At 54.1% G+C, this 18,882-nt stretch carries 18 protein-coding genes, 1 tRNA gene, 2 pseudogenes and 1 riboswitch; of the genes and pseudogenes, 8 read left to right on the forward strand and 13 right to left on the reverse strand.

Annotated features, from left to right (window positions below):
• The 6 genes and pseudogenes from QZ280_RS14255 to QZ280_RS14280 all read right to left on the reverse strand — a co-directional run.
• Positions 1–137: pseudogene (locus tag QZ280_RS14255) on the reverse strand (IS6 family transposase); the annotation flags it as partial.
• Positions 138–305: 168 nt separating this feature from the next.
• Positions 306–1,553 (reverse strand): flavin-dependent oxidoreductase, encoded by a 1,248-nt coding sequence (locus tag QZ280_RS14260; protein ID WP_293445387.1) that lies wholly within the window; start codon positions 1,551–1,553, stop codon positions 306–308.
• 35 nt (positions 1,554–1,588) lie between these two features.
• Positions 1,589–2,899 (reverse strand): TRAP transporter large permease, encoded by a 1,311-nt coding sequence (locus QZ280_RS14265; RefSeq protein ID WP_293445389.1) that lies wholly within the window; start codon positions 2,897–2,899, stop codon positions 1,589–1,591.
• Positions 2,899–3,402 (reverse strand): TRAP transporter small permease, encoded by a 504-nt coding sequence (locus QZ280_RS14270; protein ID WP_293445391.1) that lies wholly within the window; start codon positions 3,400–3,402, stop codon positions 2,899–2,901. The genes QZ280_RS14265 and QZ280_RS14270 overlap by 1 nt, the downstream gene beginning before the upstream one ends.
• Before the next feature lie 68 nt (positions 3,403–3,470).
• The gene (locus QZ280_RS14275) at positions 3,471–4,499 is read right to left on the reverse strand and encodes a TRAP transporter substrate-binding protein (RefSeq protein ID WP_293445393.1); all 1,029 of its coding nucleotides are present in this window, start codon (positions 4,497–4,499) and stop codon (positions 3,471–3,473) included.
• Positions 4,500–5,061: 562 nt separating this feature from the next.
• Positions 5,062–5,137 (reverse strand) — tRNA-Lys (locus tag QZ280_RS14280).
• A gap of 106 nt (positions 5,138–5,243) precedes the next feature.
• Between QZ280_RS14280 and dapF the strand changes: the two genes are divergently transcribed.
• The 4 genes from dapF (at position 5,244) to QZ280_RS14300 (ending at position 8,640) form a co-directional block, all read left to right on the forward strand.
• Positions 5,244–6,065: a diaminopimelate epimerase gene (gene dapF / locus QZ280_RS14285; RefSeq protein WP_293445395.1), complete on the forward strand. Its 822-nt coding sequence runs from the start codon at positions 5,244–5,246 to the stop codon at positions 6,063–6,065.
• The gene (mtaB, locus tag QZ280_RS14290; protein ID WP_293445397.1) at positions 6,062–7,315 is read left to right on the forward strand and encodes a tRNA (N(6)-L-threonylcarbamoyladenosine(37)-C(2))-methylthiotransferase MtaB; all 1,254 of its coding nucleotides are present in this window, start codon (positions 6,062–6,064) and stop codon (positions 7,313–7,315) included. The genes dapF and mtaB overlap by 4 nt, the downstream gene beginning before the upstream one ends.
• 62 nt (positions 7,316–7,377) lie before the next feature.
• Positions 7,378–8,007 (forward strand): FMN-binding negative transcriptional regulator, encoded by a 630-nt coding sequence (locus QZ280_RS14295; protein WP_293445399.1) that lies wholly within the window; start codon positions 7,378–7,380, stop codon positions 8,005–8,007.
• Between the two features lie 21 nt (positions 8,008–8,028).
• Positions 8,029–8,640, forward strand: coding sequence for a glutathione S-transferase (locus QZ280_RS14300; protein ID WP_293445401.1), 612 nt, complete (start codon positions 8,029–8,031; stop codon positions 8,638–8,640).
• A 118-nt stretch (positions 8,641–8,758) separates the two neighbouring features.
• Here the strand turns inward: QZ280_RS14300 and QZ280_RS14305 are convergent.
• Both QZ280_RS14305 and QZ280_RS14310 read right to left on the reverse strand, forming a co-directional pair.
• Positions 8,759–9,348, reverse strand: a pseudogene (locus QZ280_RS14305) (SDR family NAD(P)-dependent oxidoreductase).
• A gap of 24 nt (positions 9,349–9,372) precedes the next feature.
• The gene (locus QZ280_RS14310) at positions 9,373–10,035 is read right to left on the reverse strand and encodes an acyloxyacyl hydrolase (RefSeq protein ID WP_293445403.1); all 663 of its coding nucleotides are present in this window, start codon (positions 10,033–10,035) and stop codon (positions 9,373–9,375) included.
• Between the two features lie 240 nt (positions 10,036–10,275).
• Here QZ280_RS14310 and petA point away from each other — a divergent pair, with 240 nt between their 5' ends.
• The 3 genes from petA to QZ280_RS14325 are packed head-to-tail and all read left to right on the forward strand — an operon-like array spanning position 10,276 to position 13,002.
• Positions 10,276–10,848, forward strand: a complete 573-nt coding sequence (petA, locus tag QZ280_RS14315; RefSeq protein WP_009827437.1) for a ubiquinol-cytochrome c reductase iron-sulfur subunit — start codon at positions 10,276–10,278, stop codon at positions 10,846–10,848.
• A 14-nt stretch (positions 10,849–10,862) separates the two neighbouring features.
• The gene (gene petB / locus QZ280_RS14320) at positions 10,863–12,188 is read left to right on the forward strand and encodes a cytochrome b (protein ID WP_293445406.1); all 1,326 of its coding nucleotides are present in this window, start codon (positions 10,863–10,865) and stop codon (positions 12,186–12,188) included.
• 16 nt (positions 12,189–12,204) lie between these two features.
• The gene (locus QZ280_RS14325) at positions 12,205–13,002 is read left to right on the forward strand and encodes a cytochrome c1 (protein ID WP_293445408.1); all 798 of its coding nucleotides are present in this window, start codon (positions 12,205–12,207) and stop codon (positions 13,000–13,002) included.
• 60 nt (positions 13,003–13,062) lie between these two features.
• Here QZ280_RS14325 and QZ280_RS14330 read toward each other — a convergent pair whose 3' ends face one another.
• Genes QZ280_RS14330 through thiB form a run of 3 tightly spaced genes read right to left on the reverse strand, consistent with a single transcriptional unit; the run spans position 13,063 to position 16,242 of the window.
• A complete protein-coding gene (locus QZ280_RS14330; protein WP_293445410.1) occupies positions 13,063–13,758 on the reverse strand; it encodes an ATP-binding cassette domain-containing protein in 696 nt (231 codons plus the stop codon).
• Positions 13,751–15,289 (reverse strand): thiamine/thiamine pyrophosphate ABC transporter permease ThiP, encoded by a 1,539-nt coding sequence (locus QZ280_RS14335; RefSeq protein WP_293445412.1) that lies wholly within the window; start codon positions 15,287–15,289, stop codon positions 13,751–13,753. The genes QZ280_RS14330 and QZ280_RS14335 overlap by 8 nt, the downstream gene beginning before the upstream one ends.
• Positions 15,265–16,242: a thiamine ABC transporter substrate binding subunit gene (thiB, locus tag QZ280_RS14340; RefSeq protein ID WP_293445414.1), complete on the reverse strand. Its 978-nt coding sequence runs from the start codon at positions 16,240–16,242 to the stop codon at positions 15,265–15,267. Before thiB ends, QZ280_RS14335 begins: the two co-directional genes overlap by 25 nt.
• A 45-nt stretch (positions 16,243–16,287) precedes the next feature.
• Positions 16,288–16,388, reverse strand: a riboswitch (TPP riboswitch).
• An 89-nt stretch (positions 16,389–16,477) separates the two neighbouring features.
• On the opposite strand from thiB, the gene aroC reads away from it, so the two are divergent.
• Positions 16,478–17,581: a chorismate synthase gene (gene aroC / locus QZ280_RS14345; protein WP_293445416.1), complete on the forward strand. Its 1,104-nt coding sequence runs from the start codon at positions 16,478–16,480 to the stop codon at positions 17,579–17,581.
• Positions 17,582–17,651: 70 nt separating this feature from the next.
• Here the strand turns inward: aroC and serB are convergent, their stop codons facing one another.
• Complete coding sequence (gene serB, locus QZ280_RS14350) at positions 17,652–18,524, reverse strand: phosphoserine phosphatase SerB (protein ID WP_293445418.1); 873 nt, start codon at positions 18,522–18,524, stop codon at positions 17,652–17,654.
• Positions 18,525–18,587: 63 nt separating this feature from the next.
• Entirely contained in the window at positions 18,588–18,758 is a 171-nt protein-coding gene (locus QZ280_RS14355; protein ID WP_293445419.1) for a hypothetical protein, read from the reverse strand.
• Positions 18,759–18,882: the final 124 nt, after the last annotated feature.

Raw genomic sequence — 18,882 nt, forward strand, 5'->3', positions numbered from 1 at the left:
CTGATCTCGATGCCGCGTTCGTGCAGCAGGTCCTCAACGTTTCGTAGCGAGAGCGAAAATCGGACGTAGAGCATAACAGCCAGGCGAATGATCTCAGGGCTGGTTTTAAAGTAGCGAAATGGGGAGCGTTTTGTCATCCTCAAACGCTACGAGACCTTTAGGGTTTGTAAGATTGGCATCAGAATAGGGATCAACGTCCCAAACATGGATACCCTCGGCAGGTTGAATGGCGCGGTGGCCATCGATCAGTTCCACTTCGATAACTCCGATTTCCTGTCCAACTACATAATTCGCAATCTCGAGACTTACAAAAGAGCGGGTGCGTTGTTTGTCGCCTCTAAGCTCAACCCAGCTAGCTTTTTGAACGAAGCAGAATGAGCCGCTCTTTCGTCGTAGGGCAAGGCACGATCAAGAACGGTAAAGTCGCCTTTGCAGCGGTCCTCTGCGATTTGCATGATTGCGTCAGGCCCCCCATTGCAGCGGTTGCCCAACGTGACCCTATTGGCCATGGGGAGAACGCGCGCTTCGAAAGCGCTTGCCGCAGCACTCCCGAGGCCATGGCCGCGTAGTTCAGCCGCCAGAATACGGGTGTCTAGAATGGCTTGTGTCGCACCACTTGATCCGACCGGATATGTCGCGTGAGCCGCATCACCAATCAAAACGACAGGGCCATCTGTCCAACGTGGGACAGGTTCGCGGTCTACCATCGGATACTCGAACACCTCTGTTGCAGCAGCGATCAGGCTCGGGACGTCGATCCAGCCGAAATCCCAATCCGAGAAATCACTGGCAAACTGATTTACGTCAACGCGGCGGTTCCAATCCTCTTTCTCGAAATGTGTTGCGGGGTCGACCGTCTTTTCTGCAATCCAGTTTATCTGAGAAAGGTCCGTTGCCCCATCTGGCTCAGAAATCGGGTAACTGACGAAGCGTTGCGTGTTGTTCCCAGCAAGGATCATCGACTGGCCAGTCAAAAATGGTTTGGCAAGGGATGTGCCGCGCCACATGATCGCACCGCCCCAAACTGGGGGCCCTTCGGTTGGATACATCTGCGCACGGACGCCAGAATGAATGCCATCCGCGCCGATGAGCATGTCTGCTGAGGCGGTCTTGGCACTACCTTGCACTTCATAGTGAACCGTCACACGATCGCAATTGGTTTCATACCTGCGCACTCTGGCACCAAAGGTGATGCAGCTGTCGCCACATCGCGTTAGCAGTGCATCCAGAAGCGCCATTTGCAACCGGCCCCGATGTACCGAATATTGCGGCCAATTGTATCCCGCATGGCAGCCGCGCGGCTCGGTCCAGATCTCCTGTCCGGTTCGTGTGTAGAACCCATAGTCCCGCGTCTGAATTCCGACCTCATCCAGCATATCTTCAAGCCCAAGCGCAAAGAGTTCACGCACTGCGGGGGGTTGCAAGTTTATCCCGACCCCAAGTGGTTTTGGCGCGCGTGTGGTCTCAAAGATATGGAACGGGATGCTAATCTGATGCAGCGTCAGCCCCAAAGTCAGACCTGCAATTCCACCACCCGCAATAAGAACAGTCATTTGTTTGGCCCTTTCTCCCAAAGCGCAGCGCGCAGTTAGCGGAACGCGCGCGCTGTCTCTGGCAGCCATAGCGCAATATCAGGGATGAAAAAAACCAGCACAATCAGAACCAATTGCGCGATCACAAACGGGATAACCCCTTTGTAGATCGAAGACAGCCTGACATCCGGAGCCATGCCTTTGATGACAAAAACGTTCATGCCGATTGGTGGGGTAATCAGGCCCAATTCTACCACCATTACCACAATAATGCCGAACCAGATGGGATCAAAACCAAGGTTTGTGATGATTGGAAAGAAGATCGGCACCGTCAGCAGAATCATCGCCAGCGCATCGAGAAAACAGCCCATAACCAAGTAGATCAGCAAGATGACAGCCATCACAGCCATTGGGTGCATATCAAGACCCGAGACAAATCCCGACAAAGCGCCCGCAATACCGGAAAAAACCATGAGGTTGTTAAGGGTGAGTGCCCCGATCAGAATGGTGAAAATCATCGCCGTCGTGGTGACGGTTTCCATCAGCGCCTCGCGGATGTTGATGAATGTCAAACGACCCCGCAAGGCTGATATAACGAACGCGCCAACCGCGCCGATGCCCGCAGCCTCGGTCGGGGTGAAAACACCAAAATAGATGCCGCCGATCACCAGGGCAAAAAGCAGTATGATGGCCCATGTCCGGCCCAATGCAGCAAACTTTTCAGCGAGGGTTGCCTGTTCACCTGCGGGGCCGATTGTGGGATAAATCCGCGTCATCACCACAACGACAAGCATGAAGCCCACGATGGTCAGCACCCCCGGCAGGAAGCCTGCGATGAACAGGTCCCCGATCGAGGTTTCCGTCAGAACACCGTACAACACCAGCACGACAGACGGCGGAATGAGAATGCCGATGATCCCCCCTGCTGCAACCGACCCAGTGGCGAGGCTTTCATCGTAGTTGTATCTCTTCATCTCGGGCAGAGCGACTTTTGACATGGTCGCTGCTGTGGCAACCGATGATCCGCAGATTGCAGCGAACGCACCACATGCGCCGACAGTTGCAAGCGCCAATCCGCCCCTGAACGCCCCGAACCACGCGTTAAAAGCACCATAAAGCTCCTGGCTCAACCCAGACCGGGCAGCAACGGCGCCCATCAGGACAAAAAGCGGCACGATGGAAAGATCGTAGGTCACAGTAGTTTCATAAACCGTTGTGCCAAAGAGCGAGAGAGAGGGGCCAAAGCCGATAATCATCGACATGCCCGCAAGGCCGCAAATTCCCATGGCAAAGCCTATAGGGACGGTGAGAATAAGCATGAAAAAGAGAATGACGAACGTCAGCGTTCCAATTGTAATCGGGTCCATCAGTCTTCCAAATCTGGAGCGAGCGGGTGTGTGTCGCCTTGAATAGAGGGGATAAAGAACTGCACGAGGGCGATGAAGGCGGCCACGCTAGCGGCGACTGCCATCAGTATCACGACAGGCCAAACAGGTAGGAAAAGAACGTCGGTGGCAAGGCCATCTTCATAAAACTTGATACCGCGATCCCAAAGCCGCCACGCGATGAGCGTGATGAACACCACAGCGCTCAGGGCGGCGAGCATTGCGAAAATGCGTTGCACGGATTTGGGAACGACGGTGTCGAGGACGTCAACGGCGATGTGTCCGCGATCTAGTGTCGTGATCGCAAGACCAAAGAGCACCAAAAGCCCCATGCCAAGCTGGATCATCTCAACCGCAAAGGTGATGGGAGAATTAAAGAAATAGCGCCCTACAACATCGACGAAGGTGATCAGCATCACAGCCAAAAGCACGATGCAAGCGAAGCTCGCCAGCACTTTGGAGAGCGTTTTTAAAAGGTTTTCCACGCGAGACGCCCCTAAAACAAAAAAGAGCGGTGCCAGATCACATCCGGCACCACTTGTATCGTGAGCGATTAGTTGGCGTATTTTGCAACTGTCGCTTTGAGGTCTTCAAGAAGCGCGGCACCGTCAAGGCCGGCTGCGTTTGCTTTCTCGATCCACGCATCGTTCATGAAGGCGATCTTTTCGTCCCAACGTTGAAGCTCTTCACCCTCAAGCTTGGAAAAAACGCCGTCTTGCTCTTCTGCAAGCTTACGGCCAACCGCGTCCGCATCATCCCAGCCTTTACCAAAGATTTTCGCGCCCGCAACACCACCAAGATCTGTCAGCACTTTCTTATGCTCATCAGAGAGTGCGTCGAATTTCGCAGGGTTCATCATGACCGCGAAGGGAGTCGTATAAAGACCACCTGGGATTTCGAGGTGATAGTTCACCAGCTCACCCAAACGGAAACCGCCGATGGATTCGAAAGGGAACATAGCACCGTCGGCAACACCCTTTTGGATTGCTTCATAGGCTTGCGTCGCGGGTAAAGCCACTGGCGTCGCACCAAGCGCTTCACCCATACGCACACCGCCGCCACCAACGCGTAGCTTTACGCCTGCAAGGTCTTCAAGAGAGTTAATTGGCTTTTTGGAGTGGATCGCGCCCGGACCATGCACGAAGATCGTGATGATTTTGACATCTTTGAATTCTTTGTCGAAACCGATGTTACGGTCGTACCAGTCATAAGCCGCCTGAGATCCGACTTCCGCGCTTGGGGACAAGAACGGCAGCTCTGCGCCGCGCAAGATCTCAAATGGGCCAGGCGTGTAGGCCACAACGTGATAGGACATATCCGCTGCGCCATCGCGTACGATGTCGTACTGGCCTGGCGGCTTTGCGATGGGTGCTGGGTCGATCTTGATCTTAAGCGTGCCGCCGGATGCTTCTTCCACAGCTGCGATCCATGCTGGCAGGGTTGTTGCTGTGTGGTGGTGCTTTGGTGGCAACCATGTGGACATGCGCAATGTGACGGTTTCCGCGAATGCGGCTGTCGCACCAAGGCCGAATGCCAGCACGCCTGCGGCCAAGCTGGTTTTCATCAGTGTTATACGTTTCATTGTTTCCTCCCAGAAAAGAGCCCTCTATTGCATCCATCGAAAGTTGCAAGGGCTTGATGAGGCATAGAAAACACCATGTTCTGATTGGGAGCAAGACTAATGTCCGTCGTCATATAAAGTTGGACGTCATAGCGGCTTGAGCATTGGAGGCTCTGGTTCGTTTGTGTAATTGATTAGGCGGCTTGTTTTTAATGTTGCCAGTGGCGTTTTTGGATTGTCTGTTTCTTGATCTTTTTCCTTTCTCTTAGAGTGGCTTTGTCACGCCGAATTAGACGTCTGAAGGTGTGACGTTGTTGATTCTCTCGTGGTAGCGCTGATGATTGTAGGACTCGGCGGAGGCCTCGGCCTGAGCTTCGAGGTCATCTGGCAGACCGATTCGAGAGCGCAGGCTCACACCAACTACACACAGCCGCGGATGCGCAGGCGCGCGTGGCATAAATTGAGTACGAAAAACAAGTAGCCCATAGCGCTGAGTAACGTAATACTACGACACTTTATCTCGCTGAGCGTCTCGCTGAAAAACAAAGAGCTCAGAACTAAAAGTTCTAAGCCTTTGATTTAATGGTGAGCCGTGATGGGTTCGAACCATCGACCTACTGATTAAAAGTCAGTTGCTCTACCAACTGAGCTAACGGCCCACTTGGCGCGTATCTAGAAAGCGCGGGGCATCGGGTCAACCCCGAAAATCGTGTTATTGCGCACAATGTCTGGATTCATTTCACACACGCATCTATATGCGCCCTTATGGTGGAGAACGCTGGTAATAAATTGCCGTTCATGAAGATGCATGGGCTGGGCAACGATTTTGTCGTCTTTGACGAGCGCGAGAGTGGTCCTGTGGTCACGCAAGCGCTCGTGATTGCGATGGCGGATCGTCATATGGGCGTTGGATATGACCAGCTGGTTGCGATTCGGAACCACGAAACTGCGGATATTGAGTTGGTGTTTTGGAACGCGGATGGCAGTATCGCGGGTGCATGTGGTAATGCCACGCGTTGTATCGCAGGATGGGAATTGGCCGGCACAGGCAAGGCAGTGCTCAGTATCCGTACTGAGCGTGGTTTGCTCGAAGCAGTCGATGCAGGTCATGGCGATATCGAAGTCAACATGGGTCAACCAATGATCGACTGGCACAAGGTGCCTTTGGCGCGTGAAATGGACACTTTAGAGCTACCAATTGAAGGCAAGCCGACAGCGACAAGTATGGGCAATCCGCATTGCACCTTCTTTGTAGATGATGTGGACGCCATTAATCTTGAGGCGTTTGGACCCACGATTGAACATCATCCTCTTTTTCCTGAACGTACCAACGTGCAGATTGCGCAAATCACTGGTCCGAACCAAATCCGTATGCGGGTTTGGGAGCGGGGCGTTGGGATTACGCTCGCCTCTGGCTCCTCTTCTTGTGCTGTGGCTGTGGCTGCAATGCGACGTGGTTTGATTGATGGACCTGCGACGCTGACACTTGATGTTGGTGAAATCCGTATCAAGTTGCTCCCGACGGGTGTGCATATGACTGGCAAATGGGCGCATGTGTTTGACGGGCACTGGCGGGGCATACGATGAGCGCGCCTAAGTTCACGACGCTTGGCTGTCGCCTCAATGCATACGAAACCGAAGCGATGAAAGAGCTCTCGCAGAGCGCTGGATTGCAGAATGCAGTGATCGTGAACACATGTGCTGTGACTGCCGAAGCCGTGCGCAAGGCGCGTCAGGAAATCCGCAAACTACGTCGCGAAAACCCGGAGGCACGTTTGATCGTGACAGGCTGCGCTGCGCAGACAGAGCCTGAGATATTCACTGCAATGGCCGAAGTCGATGCGGTCATCGGCAACACCGAGAAAATGCAGGCCGACACATGGCGAGGGCTTGCCGCTGATTTCATTGGAGAGACCGAAGCAGTCCAAGTCGACGACATCATGTCAGTTACCGAAACCGCTGGGCATTTGATCGACGGCTTTGGCACGCGCAGCCGCGCCTACGTGCAGGTGCAGAACGGCTGCGATCATCGTTGCACGTTTTGTATTATTCCTTATGGCCGCGGCAACTCGCGTTCCGTTCCAGCAGGTGTTGTGGTCGAGCAAATCAAGCGGCTTGTCGGCAAAGGCTATAATGAGGTTGTACTGACGGGTGTCGATCTTACCTCTTGGGGCGCTGATCTGCCAGCAGAACCAAAGCTGGGTGATCTAGTCATGCGGATCCTCAAGCTCGTGCCGGATTTGCCACGCCTCAGGATTAGCTCAATTGATTCTATCGAGGTAGATGACAACCTCATGCAGGCTATCGCAACAGAGCCGCGTTTGATGCCGCATCTACACCTAAGCCTGCAGGCGGGTGATGACATGATCCTCAAACGCATGAAGCGGCGTCACCTGCGAGATGATGCAATTGCGTTTTGCGAGGAAGCCAAACGTTTGCGCCCTGATATGACCTATGGCGCAGATATTATTGCGGGCTTTCCAACAGAGACCGATGCAATGTTTGAAAATTCGCTTAAACTGGTTGAAGATTGCGATCTCACGTGGCTCCACGTTTTTCCCTATTCATCCCGCAATGGCACGCCTGCAGCGAAGATGCCTGCGGTGAACGGTAAGGTGATCAAAGCGCGCGCCGCGCAGCTTCGTAATGCGGGCGATGCAAAAGTGCGTTCACATCTAAGCAAGCAAATTGGCAAGACGCATCATATTTTGATGGAAAACCAAACTATGGGCCGCACAGAACAATTTACAGAAGTCACCTTTGAGACGGATCAAATTGAGGGTCAGATCGTGACTGCATCCATCGTTGGTCAAACGAGCACACAACTGACCGCTTAAGGGATACAATTTTTTTCACAAAAGGAATTGTAAAAGACGCGACGAAGATCTTTCTTGCGCACATGCGTCCAAATCCTGTTTTCAGATCCGCCCAAGCGCAACACAGCCGTGAATTCGCCCGCACCCGCAGCTTTGGCACGCTTGCGATGAACGCGGACCCTGCCCCGCTTTTTGCGCATATACCGTTCCTTCTGAGCGACGACACGAGCCATGCAGATTTGCATCTGGTGCGCTCCAATCCGATTGCTCGCACGATTAGCAAAGGCGCACGAGCCGTGCGCCTCGCTGTGACTGCGCCTGATAGTTATATCTCGCCCGATTGGTACGGCGTCGAGGATCAGGTGCCAACTTGGAACTATGTCTCCGTGCATTTCACCGGCCAGCTAGAGCTTCAGCCGCAAAAACATCTGCACGTTTTGCTTAGTCGCCAATCTGCGCATTTTGAGAACCAGCTTCTGCCCAAGACCCCATGGACCAGCGATAAAATGACGCCTGAGATCATGGAAAAGATGATGTGCACGATTGTTCCTGTGCGGCTGCACATTGACGATATACAAAGCACGTGGAAACTTGGTCAGAACAAACCCGATGCCGTCCGTCAACGCGCTGCTGCTCATGTCGCAGAGCAAGATATTGGCGCGGATACACAAACACTCGCTGCGTGGATGGCAACACCCCCCAGCACAAATTAACCGCTTCGAAAGGTTTTTCATATGAAACTCAGCTACAGCCCCGCTTCGCCATATGTACGCAAAGTTATGGTCTTGCTGCATGAAACAGGTCAGCTTGATGATGTTGAGCTTTTGGAGGGGTCCGGCACGCCTTTGGCACCGCATGCTGAAACGGTGCAGAAGAACCCTATCGGCAAGATTCCCGCGCTAGAGCGTCCCGATGGCGCGACGCTTTATGATAGCCGCGTGATCTGTGCATTCCTTGATGTACGCGCGGGCAATCAGCTCTACCCCAGCGGTGCGCGGCGGTGGGAAACGCTGACGTTAGAAGCCACTGGCGATGGCATTATGGATGCCGCCTTGTTGATGACCTACGAAGGACGTTTGCGCCCTGAGAACTTGCAGATGGAAGCCTTTGTTGAGGCGCAGTACGGCAAGGTGGAGCAAGCCTGCGCCGCGCTCAACACGCGCTGGATGAGCCATTTGGCAGGACCTTTGGATATGGGGCAAGTGGCTGTCGCTTGCGCACTGGCATACGTAGATTTCCGTCATGGCCATCGCAACTGGCGCAACGACAATGACGGGTTGGCAACGTGGTTTGAAACCTTCAGTGGGCGCGCCTCAATGCAAGCGACGCTGCCACCAGCAGGTTAAGCCTTGGTCTGTATTTTGCGGATCATTTTGCGCTTCATGCGATGCGGCATAAACGGCATCAGCCAGCTGATCATGAAACGCAAATCAAACTCGTTGATGGTGACCAGCTTGCCCACCATCAACGCATCATAACCGTGCTGCACGACGCTTTCTGCCGTCGCGCCACCGCCTTTGACAAGACCCGTGCCTTCAAGATCAGCCGCCTTGGAAAACTCGGTCTCACCATATCCAGGCGCGAGTACAGTAGACTTAACACCTTTGCCGCAAAGCTCTTTGTCCAGCGCTTGACTAAACTGTTCACGAAGGCCTTGGTCGCAAAATATGTCGCTTGCAAAGGACCCGGCATAAAGCCAGCAGTCGAGCCGACATGCAAAATCTTGCCGCAGCCCTGTTCGACCATATCATTCGCAACGAGATGCGTCAGCGCGACGAGCGCTTTCACGTTGAGATCGATCATACTAAGGTCCGCCTCAAGAGAGCGCTCAACAAACTCACCTTGTCCGCCAAAACCTGCGTTGTTGATCAAAATATCCACGCGAAGACATGCGCGCTAACTCCGTGCGCAGTTTCAATCTCTACCTTGAGCGCATTCAGCTGCACAGCACGGCGCGCCGTCAAAATTACATCGCCATCCTTCGATGCATGATATTGCGCAAGTGTTGTACCGATGCCTGAAGAGGCACCTGTGATAAAGGCTGTAACCGCCATGAAATGTCCTGTCTGTAATCTGCGTTAAAAACTAAAGCTGACGCCGACGTTGATCGCATTGGTGATGATGTTGGTGTTGAGCGTCCCACCCGATGGTAGCTTCGCAGTGTTTGACGAGTAGGTGAATTGATACTCGCTAAACAGAGCCCAGCGATCTGACAGGTCATACTTTATACCAGCAATGAGGCGCGCGGCAGGGCCTGTCAATTGATACCCAAAAGAGGTGTGGCCGTTGCTGGAAATCACATCAACATGCGGCAGCGCGACGCCAACACCTGCGCCCACGTAGGGTGTGAAAGATCCGAAGCGTTCATTCCAGCGTTTTGTGATGTTGAAAGTAATGATGTTATGACCGTCTGTGAATTCCAGATCGGTGAAGCCAATCGCATTGCGTTCTGCGGCAGGCGCGTAGACTTTCGCGTGGGTCAATTCAACGCTAAAGCCAAGATCAGGACGTCGCCACCACGTGGCGCGCGCACCATAATAGGGTGGCGGGGCGAAGCTTTTGCCTTCCCAACCAATCAAACCGTTATAGTTGGCCCCCGTACCAGGATATTGGCCGGACACGCGACTGTGCGGGGAGGACTGTGATCCACCATAGAAACTCAGCTCGATTTGCGCGCTCGCGGGGGTCGAAAGCATTGGCAAAAGTGTCAAACTGGCGAAAAGAGATAGAATCAGGCGCATCAAAAACCCTCACAAAGCGGCGTGGTGTGCATTTACAACGTATTCTCGTTATACAGATGTTTGAACGCCCCCTCAACCGCGACACATCGGCGCTAAATCGATTCCAATGCTTTGCTTGCTGGACGGGGCGCAAATGTGACGCTAGATACCCCAACGAACCGGTCGCAGGGAGTCCTGTGGCCTGACGCGTATTTGCCGCCTAGCTTAGATGATCGGCGGCCTAGATATGGAGAGAATCTCGTGTCCCACGCAGACGATCACGATGACACCCACGAAGGCACGCGGAGGGATTTCCTCTATTTCGCGACAGCAGGCGCTGGCGCGGTGACGGCGGGTGCAGCTATTTGGCCCCTCGTCAACCAGATGAATCCATCAGCTGATGTGCGGGCCTTGTCCTCTATTCAGGTTGATATCTCCGGTATCGAACCTGGGACGCAGTTGACGGTGAAATGGCTCGGTAAGCCTGTGTTCATCCGCCGCCGCACCGAAGAAGAGATTACGGAGGCCCGCGCTGTCGAACTTTCCGATTTGATCGACGACGATGCGCGCAACACCAATCTTGGTGACGCGGACGCATCCGACGAAAACCGCGCCTTGGATGAGACTGGCGAATGGCTGGTAATGATGGGCGTGTGCACGCATCTTGGGTGTGTTCCACTTGGTGATGGCGCAGGTGACTATCACGGTTGGTTCTGCCCATGCCACGGTTCGCACTACGATACATCCGGTCGTATTCGCAAAGGCCCTGCACCTACGAACCTTCCGGTTCCGCCAGTGGCTTTCGTCGACGATTCAACACTTAAACTCGGTTAAGGGAGAGCACACAGATGGCTGGAATTCCTCACGACCATTACGAGCCAAAGACAGGTGGCGAAAAGTGGGTGCACTCGCGCCTTCCGATCGTTGGTCTGCTCTATGACACAATTATGCTTCCCACGCCCAAGAACCTGAACTGGATGTGGATCTGGGGCATCATTCTGACGTTCTGCCTGGCATTGCAGATTGTCACTGGTATCATCCTTGCGATGCATTACACGCCTCACGTCGATTTGGCGTTCGCCTCTGTTGAGCATATCATGCGCAACGTGAATGGTGGTCACATGCTTCGCTATTTGCACATGAATGGAGCATCGCTGTTCTTTATCGCAGTTTATGCCCACATTTTCCGTGGCCTGTACTACGGTTCATACAAAACCCCGCGTGAGATCACATGGATCATCGGCATGCTCATCTTCGTTTTGATGATGGGTGCTGGTTTCATGGGCTACGTTCTTCCATGGGGTCAGATGTCCTTCTGGGGTGCGACAGTTATTACAGGCCTCTTCGGTGCGATCCCATTCATCGGTGAGCCGATCCAGACACTTCTTCTGGGTGGACCTGCTGTTGATAACGCGACGTTAAACCGGTTTTTCTCGCTGCACTATCTGCTGCCATTTGTGATTGCTGGTCTTGTAATAGTTCACATTTGGGCATTCCACACCACAGGCAACAACAACCCGACAGGTGTTGAAGTGCGCCGCACATCCAAAGCGGATGCGGAGAAAGACACGCTGCCATTCTGGCCCTACTTCGTGATCAAAGACCTGTTCGCGCTGGCGGTTATCTTGGCTGTGTTCTTCGCGGTTGTTGGCTTTATGCCAAACTACCTGGGTCACCCAGACAACTACATCGAAGCAAACGCGCTGGCGACACCTGCGCACATCGTTCCTGAATGGTACTTTTTGCCGTTCTACGCGATCTTGCGTGCGTTCACATCCGAGGTTTGGATCGTGATCTTCTTTGAGTTCATCACAGGCGGCATCATTGATGCGAAATTCTTTGGTGTTCTGGCAATGTTTGGTGCCATCATTGTGATGGCTCTCGCGCCATGGCTTGATACATCTTCTGTGCGTTCGGGTCGATATCGTCCAATGTTTAAATGGTGGTTCTGGATTTTGGTCGTCGACTTCATCGTTCTGACGTGGCTCGGCGCAATGCCCGCAGAAGAGCCTTATGCGACCTTCTCGCTTATCGCATCTGCCTATTGGTTCGGCTATTTCCTCGTGATCCTGCCGCTCTTGGGTGTGATCGAAAAACCATTGCCACAGCCTGCCACCATCGAAGAAGACTTTGCCGCGCACTATGGCAAGCCCGACTCGACACCGGCTGAATAAGAAAGGACTGAGGACAATGTTTAAGAAACTCAGCATCGCAGCAATCGCTGCATTGGCTCTCTCATCCGGCGCGTTTGCGGCGGGTGGCGGCGACCAGCATATTGAAAACATCGATTTCTCTTTCGATGGCCCTTTTGGCAAGTTCGATCAAAACCAACTTCAGCGTGGCCTTCAGGTCTACACGGAGGTTTGTTCTGCCTGCCACGGATTGAAGTATGTCCCACTGCGCACGCTCTCTGACGAAGGTGGCCCCCACCTTCCAGAAGATCAGGTGCGCGCATATGCGGCTGAAAACTTCGAAGTCTATGACGAAGCTTTGGAAGATACGCGTCCTGCAACTCCGGTGGATCACTTCCCAGAGAACAACGGTGCAGGCGCACCTGACCTCTCCATGATGGCAAAGGCACGCGCTGGCTTCCACGGCCCCTACGGATTGGGTATCAACCAGTTCCTCTTTGGTATGGGTGGTCCTGACTACATCGCATCTTTGCTCACTGGCTACACAGGCGAGGAAAAGGAAGAAGCAGGCGTCACACTTTACGAAAACACTGCCTTCCCGGGAGGTTGGATATCCATGGCACCGCCGCTTTACGGTGAGGACGTTGACTTCAACGACGGTCACGCAAACGATCTGGAGCACATTTCAGAAGATGTATCGGCGTTCCTGATGTGGACGGCAGAACCTCAGATGATGGCACGCAAGCAAGCTGGTTTCGTCTCTGTGTTTTTCCTGACGATCCTCTCTGTTCTGCTCTACCTCACGAACAAGAAGATTTGGGCGCCAATCAAAGGCAAAGGCCGCAGAGAAAGCTAAGCGCTCTCGCCAAGCTTAGACTTAAGAACCCCCCGTAGGAGAAATCTTGCGGGGGCTCTTTTATGCGCCGAGATACGCGCGCAAAACCTCGGGTGGATTTCGTAATAGCTCATCCGTCGCGACAGGCGCATTTGCGCGACCCCCTGCCACCAGAATAGCGGTCTCGCAGATACGTTTCGCATCACTTGGATCATGGCTCACCATCATCATACCGGCCCCTGTTTGCGTACATAGTTCCGCAACAAGGTCCAACATGTCCGCTTTCAAAGCTGGCCCAAGTGCTGCAAAAGGTTCATCCAGCAGAATCATCGGTTTGCGCTGCACAAGAACCCTTGCAAGCGCGACACGGCTTTGTTGACCGCCCGACAGCTCCGCAGGCTTGCGGGCACCCATATCACCAAGTCCGACAGAGACCAGAGCCTCACTCACTTGATTCGTTTCCCCTGAGGACAACCGCAAGGATGGACGAAGCCCAAGCCCGACATTCTGCACAACGCTCATGTGTGGGAACAAATTGTTATCCTGAAATAGCACTGAAAAGGGTCGTGCGCTCGGCGCTTGTTTTGTGATTTCGAACCCATCCCACTCAAGACGTCCAGCGGAAGGTTGCAAGAACCCTGCAAGCGCCATCAACAGCGTCGATTTCCCAGCACCAGACGGACCAATCACAGCAATTCGCACTGCAGGGTCCACGTCGAACGACGCTTTCATCGCAAACGATCCTTGGCGCAATTCCAATTCTTTCAACTCAAGCACCACGGCGCCCCCATGTGTCGCAGATCCAAAATACCCCAAAAGACAGCATAGCCAACAAAAGCGCCGCTCCCGCCGCCGCGTCCATGCGATAGGCACCCATCAAGCGATAGATTTGCAACGGCAACGTCGCTTCGCCTGTTCCCGCAAACAAGGCCACGACGCCCAGATCGCCCATAGACAGGGCCGCAGCCAAGCCAATCGCAAAGCCGAGCGGCGCGCGAATGCGCGGCAGGATAACCAACCACAGCATACCCCAGCGCGACACGCCAAGACTTAGCGCCAAGCGTCCATAATCGTCGCACACGTCCTGCACCGCGGGGATTAAAACGCGCAAAGCAAAGGGCAACGCCATCACCGCATTGACGCAGGCGGTCACCAAAAACGCCCAGTCTTGTGGCGATGCGACAGGGAAAATCACGATGAACAAGCCAGTTCCGATCACCAAGGGGGATGCCGCGATGGCAAGCAATCCGACGCTTTCAATCCACGCGAACCTCGTCACCGCAAGCGCGATAGAAAGGCTAAGGAAAAGCGCCAGGCCCGCTGACAAAAGCGCCACTTGGATCGAGCTCCATGCGGAGAGCCAGACAACACTCGGCAAGCTCGGCAGCGCGGTCAATCCCCTTGATCCGACTGCGAGCATCGGCACCAACAGGAATAGAACAGCGGCGGCGATTGAGATAAAGTCCAAGCCGCGCGATCCCTCATTCCAACGCTCTAACTCTCGATCAAGGCCCTTGCCAAACCCACCTTGTCCTTGGCTCATCCACAACGCGAGCATCGCTGCGGAGCCTGCCAAAACAAGCTGCATCGCGGCCAATAGCGCCGCTTTACCTAGATCAAAGTCAAAACGAAACGCTTGGTAGATCGCCAGTTCTACAGTGGTCGCGCGCGGTCCTCCCCCCAAGGTCAGGGCGACCGCAAAACTCGACAAACAAATCGCAAAGATGATCGCGAACGCCCCAGGTGCCGCGCGTTTCAACATCGGCCATTCCATGTGCCACATAACGTCTCGCGCACTAAAGCCAAGTTGTGCGGCAAGGCGAAAGCGTTCTGCTGGAATGCCGGACCAGCCTTGCAAAATGATCCGCGTCGCAAGCGGGAGATTAAAGAACACATGCGCAATGACCACACCGTGAAACCCATAAATCGGGACTGGTGGGAGGCCAAGAAGCTCTAGCCCCTGTGACACCCAACCAGAGCGCCCAAAGACCGCAAGCAACCCCATCACAGCAACGATAACAGGAAGCAAAAATGGCGCGCCGAGCAATGTAATGAGCATCCCGCGCCCTCTAAATTGGCGACGGCTCAACGCGCGCGCAACGGGAACCGCAAATACAACACTCAACAGCGCGGACAGGAGCGCTTGGCTTACCGTAAATCGAATAGCAGCCCAATCACTAGGGCCAAGCTGAGCAGCGTTCGGCGCATGAAACGCCACAACGCCCAACGTTCCAAGGATAAGGGCGGCAACCAATGCTGCCGCCCCCACACCAAACCACGGGTTTATTTGCTGAGCGCGGTAAGCCATTCGGCCAATGCTTCATCGCGGATCGCAGGTGCGTCCGCCGCAGGTACCACCAAGGATTTTGACGGTGTCACAAGCGTTTCGAACCCTTTAGGCAAACCGCCCACAGGGGTCACAGCGGGATACATCCAATTGGTCGTCGGGATAATTGTTTGGAAACCTTCACCAACCACAAACGCAAGGAATTGATCTGCCAAATCTTGCTGATCGGAGCTTGCCAATTTACCAGCAACCTCGATCTGCATGTAGTGGCCTTCCTCAAACGCAGCGGCCGCGAAGCCTGCGTCTTCCTCTGCGATCAAGTGATACGCTGGCGATGTTGTGTAGGACAACGCCATGTCCGCTTCGCCCTCTAGGAACAGGCCGTAGGCTTCTGACCAGCCTTTGGTGACTGTCACGATATTGTCTGACAAGCTTTCCCAGATTGCAGGTGCTTCGTCGCCGTAGGCTACTTTCACCCACATCAATAGACCCAAGCCGGGGGTCGAGGAACGTGGATCCTGAATGACGATTTTCAGATCGCTTTCACCCAACGCTTTGAAATTGGTTGGTGCGTCGACGCCATCTTTATGAACAAACGCGAAATAGCCCCAATCAAAAGGCACAAAATTTGCATCCTCCCAAGTAATTGGCAGGTTATACTCGGCACTCAAGCCATGAGCCGCGAACAGCTCTGTCGCCGCTGCGGCCGCTGTCAGGTTTGTATCCAAACCCAGCACGATATCCGCCTCTGTACGCGCGCCTTCAAGCTTCACGCGCGCCAAAAGGGATGCGCCATCGCCCGCGCCCACGAATTTCAAATCGCAGCCGCACTCCGCTTCAAACGCTTTTTCCACCGCAGGGCCGGGGCCCCAATCGGACACAAAACTGTCATAGGTGTATACCACCAATTCAGGCGTCTCTGCCGCAGCAACGCTCGCTGCAAAAACACCCGCAATACATCCAAGATACTTCATAGCATCCTCCAATAAATGTAGGCGGACGGTTGGATAGGGTTGGAGATAGTGTTTCCAGACCTTCCCTCCGCCGGTCCTAACCGGTTCAGGTTCAACGGGTCATGCAGGTCGCATATCTCAGCCAGAAGGCCCCCCGAGGTGGTGCTTGATTAGGGTGCGCATCCCAACATGTCCAGCGAAATCCCTTGAGAGCCGCGCGCGGCAACGTTAACAGGGGCGCAAAGGAGCCACCCTCATGAGCCTAAACACCTTCGGTCACATCTTCCGCGTCACCACATGGGGCGAAAGCCACGGACCTGCGTTAGGCGCAACAGTGGATGGTTGTCCGCCTAATGTTGCGATTGATGAAGCGTCGATCCAGCACTGGCTCGACAAGCGCAAACCGGGCACCTCCAAATATACGACCCAGCGTCGTGAGGCAGACGCGGTCAAAATCCTCTCTGGCACTTTTGAGGACAAGACAACCGGAACACCCGTGCAATTGATGATCGAAAACACTGATCAGCGCTCCAAAGACTACGGCGATATCATCGAGAAATTTCGCCCCGGTCATGCGGATATCACCTACTATCAGAAATACGGAAACCGCGACTATCGAGGTGGCGGTCGCTCCTCTGCGCGCGAAACTGCCGCACGTGTCGCGGCTGGCGGATTGGCCCGTGCGGTACTTGCCCAGCTTGCTCCTGAAATCGAAATCACAGGCTACATGACCCGCATGGGTGCACATGAGATCGATCGCGATAACTTCGATTGGGACCAAATCGAACAAAACCCATTCTGGACTCCTGACGCCAAAGCCGCCAACACATGGGCCGTCTATCTCGATGGTCTCCGCAAGTCCGGCAGCTCCGTTGGCGCAGTTATTGAAGTCACCGCGCGCGGCGTTCCTACGGGCTTAGGCGCGCCAGTCTATGGCAAACTCGACACAGACCTCGCAAGCGCCATGATGAGCATAAACGCCGTCAAAGGCGTCGAAATTGGCGAAGGCATGTCCGCGGCCATGCTCACGGGCGAACTCAACGCAGATGAAATCACGATGGGTCCAGATGGCCCCGAATACAGCTCCAACCACGCTGGCGGCATTCTTGGCGGCATCTCCACAGGCCAAGACATCGTCGTCCGCTTCGCCGTCAAACCCACCAGCTCGATCCTGACGACGCGCAAAACAATTACCATGTCAGGTGAAGATACAGAAATCATCACCAAGGGCCGCCACGACCCCTGCGTCGGTATTCGCGCGGTTCCAGTTGGGGAAGCTATGATGGCCTGCGTGATCCTAGATCATCTGCTGCTGCACCGTGGCCAGATCGGCACAAACCAAGGCATCATCGGGGCTTAACGCCCCTCTTCATCTTGATTCTAAAATCTAGGGGTCCTGGCGGACCAGTCCCCCAGTCGGTTCGATTGCGTTAGCAATTGGAAAAAACATCCCACGCATAGCCTTGAATGAAAAGAAGCGCGGTCAAATCACCATGATAGATCCGCACATCACACTCAGCCGCAACCAACGGCTTTGCGTGTAGCGCAACGCCAGTCCCAGCGCGCGTTAACATTCCAAGATCGTTCGCACCATCACCAACCGCCAAAACATCTGTTTCAGAAATCCCCAGACGCGCGGTAATCTCTTCTAAGGCATCCACTTTTGCTTGCTTCCCGAGGATCGGCAAACCCACCTCACCCGTCAGTTCACCACCGTCAGCAATCAACGTATTGGCACGGTTCTCATCGAAACCCAACGTCTCTGCAATCGCAGCAGTAAACGCAGTGAACCCTCCAGACACTAGCGCCGCATAGGCCCCATGCGCCTTCATTGTCGCCAGCAAAACAGGCCCGCCGGGCATCAACGTGATGCGCTTATCCAACACATCGCCTATGACGCTCTCAGGTAGTCCTTTCAAAAGTTCGACCCGTTCACGCAAAGCACCATCGAAATCCAACTCTCCATTCATCGCTGCCGCGGTGATCGCTGCCACACGTTCGCCGACACCCGCTTCATCAGCCAATTCATCAATGCACTCTTGTTGGATCATCGTGCTGTCCATGTCGGCCAGCAACATCTTCTTGCGACGTCCCTCTGAAGGCTGAACAACCAAATCAACGCCCAAATCCTGAAGATCTGACCAAACCTCCCAGCGATTATCTGGGATGCGCGCCACTTCAAATTCAGCCGCTTCGTCCAGCGCAAGCCACACCGCGTCACCGCCGCCCCATGCGCTTTGTACAGACGTCACCAATGCGGGCTCTAACCCGCCTTTCTTTGAGATGAACGTTACTGTGAACATACCCCAAGCCTCCAGTAATAAATCTTACCAGCGCTCTAAAGCATCATATGCGAAACAACCAGCTTAGCGATATTGGCGCGGAACGGACTTACGAATGTTCTTGTTGATGGACGCAACGCTCCATCCGGTAATCTTGGACAAATTGCGCGCCTTTTTTGACAAACGCTTCTTCGTATCACGCACATAGGTCTTCCCTTCAGCGCAGGTCAAAGCGCCTTCATACGGATGGTTCATCACGTACCGACCTTGGAAATTTTAACGGTTTTTTCGTTGTACGAAACACCAGATCCTTTTGCATTTAGCCCTTGGAATACTGCGCATGAAGGCGCGTCACATAAACGTTCTGCGGCGTACCTTC

The sequence above is a fragment of the Planktotalea sp. genome (genome assembly GCF_018607995.1).
Classification (GTDB): Bacteria; Pseudomonadota; Alphaproteobacteria; order Rhodobacterales; family Rhodobacteraceae; genus Planktotalea.

Coding starts and splice junctions, on each gene's coding strand:
- mtaB (WP_293445397.1), top strand. CDS start 6,062: ATGAGCGCGCCTAAGTTCACGACGCTTGGCTGTCGCCTCAATGCATAC.
- QZ280_RS14325 (WP_293445408.1), top strand. CDS start 12,205: ATGTTTAAGAAACTCAGCATCGCAGCAATCGCTGCATTGGCTCTCTCA.
- thiB (WP_293445414.1), bottom strand. CDS start 16,242: ATGAAGTATCTTGGATGTATTGCGGGTGTTTTTGCAGCGAGCGTTGCT.
- aroC (WP_293445416.1), top strand. CDS start 16,478: ATGAGCCTAAACACCTTCGGTCACATCTTCCGCGTCACCACATGGGGC.
- QZ280_RS14275 (WP_293445393.1), bottom strand. CDS start 4,499: ATGAAACGTATAACACTGATGAAAACCAGCTTGGCCGCAGGCGTGCTG.
- QZ280_RS14335 (WP_293445412.1), bottom strand. CDS start 15,289: ATGGCTTACCGCGCTCAGCAAATAAACCCGTGGTTTGGTGTGGGGGCG.
- dapF (WP_293445395.1), top strand. CDS start 5,244: ATGGTGGAGAACGCTGGTAATAAATTGCCGTTCATGAAGATGCATGGG.
- serB (WP_293445418.1), bottom strand. CDS start 18,524: ATGTTCACAGTAACGTTCATCTCAAAGAAAGGCGGGTTAGAGCCCGCA.
- QZ280_RS14260 (WP_293445387.1), bottom strand. CDS start 1,553: ATGACTGTTCTTATTGCGGGTGGTGGAATTGCAGGTCTGACTTTGGGG.
- QZ280_RS14265 (WP_293445389.1), bottom strand. CDS start 2,899: ATGGACCCGATTACAATTGGAACGCTGACGTTCGTCATTCTCTTTTTC.
- QZ280_RS14310 (WP_293445403.1), bottom strand. CDS start 10,035: ATGCGCCTGATTCTATCTCTTTTCGCCAGTTTGACACTTTTGCCAATG.
- petB (WP_293445406.1), top strand. CDS start 10,863: ATGGCTGGAATTCCTCACGACCATTACGAGCCAAAGACAGGTGGCGAA.
- QZ280_RS14355 (WP_293445419.1), bottom strand. CDS start 18,758: ATGAACCATCCGTATGAAGGCGCTTTGACCTGCGCTGAAGGGAAGACC.
- QZ280_RS14295 (WP_293445399.1), top strand. CDS start 7,378: ATGCGTCCAAATCCTGTTTTCAGATCCGCCCAAGCGCAACACAGCCGT.
- QZ280_RS14300 (WP_293445401.1), top strand. CDS start 8,029: ATGAAACTCAGCTACAGCCCCGCTTCGCCATATGTACGCAAAGTTATG.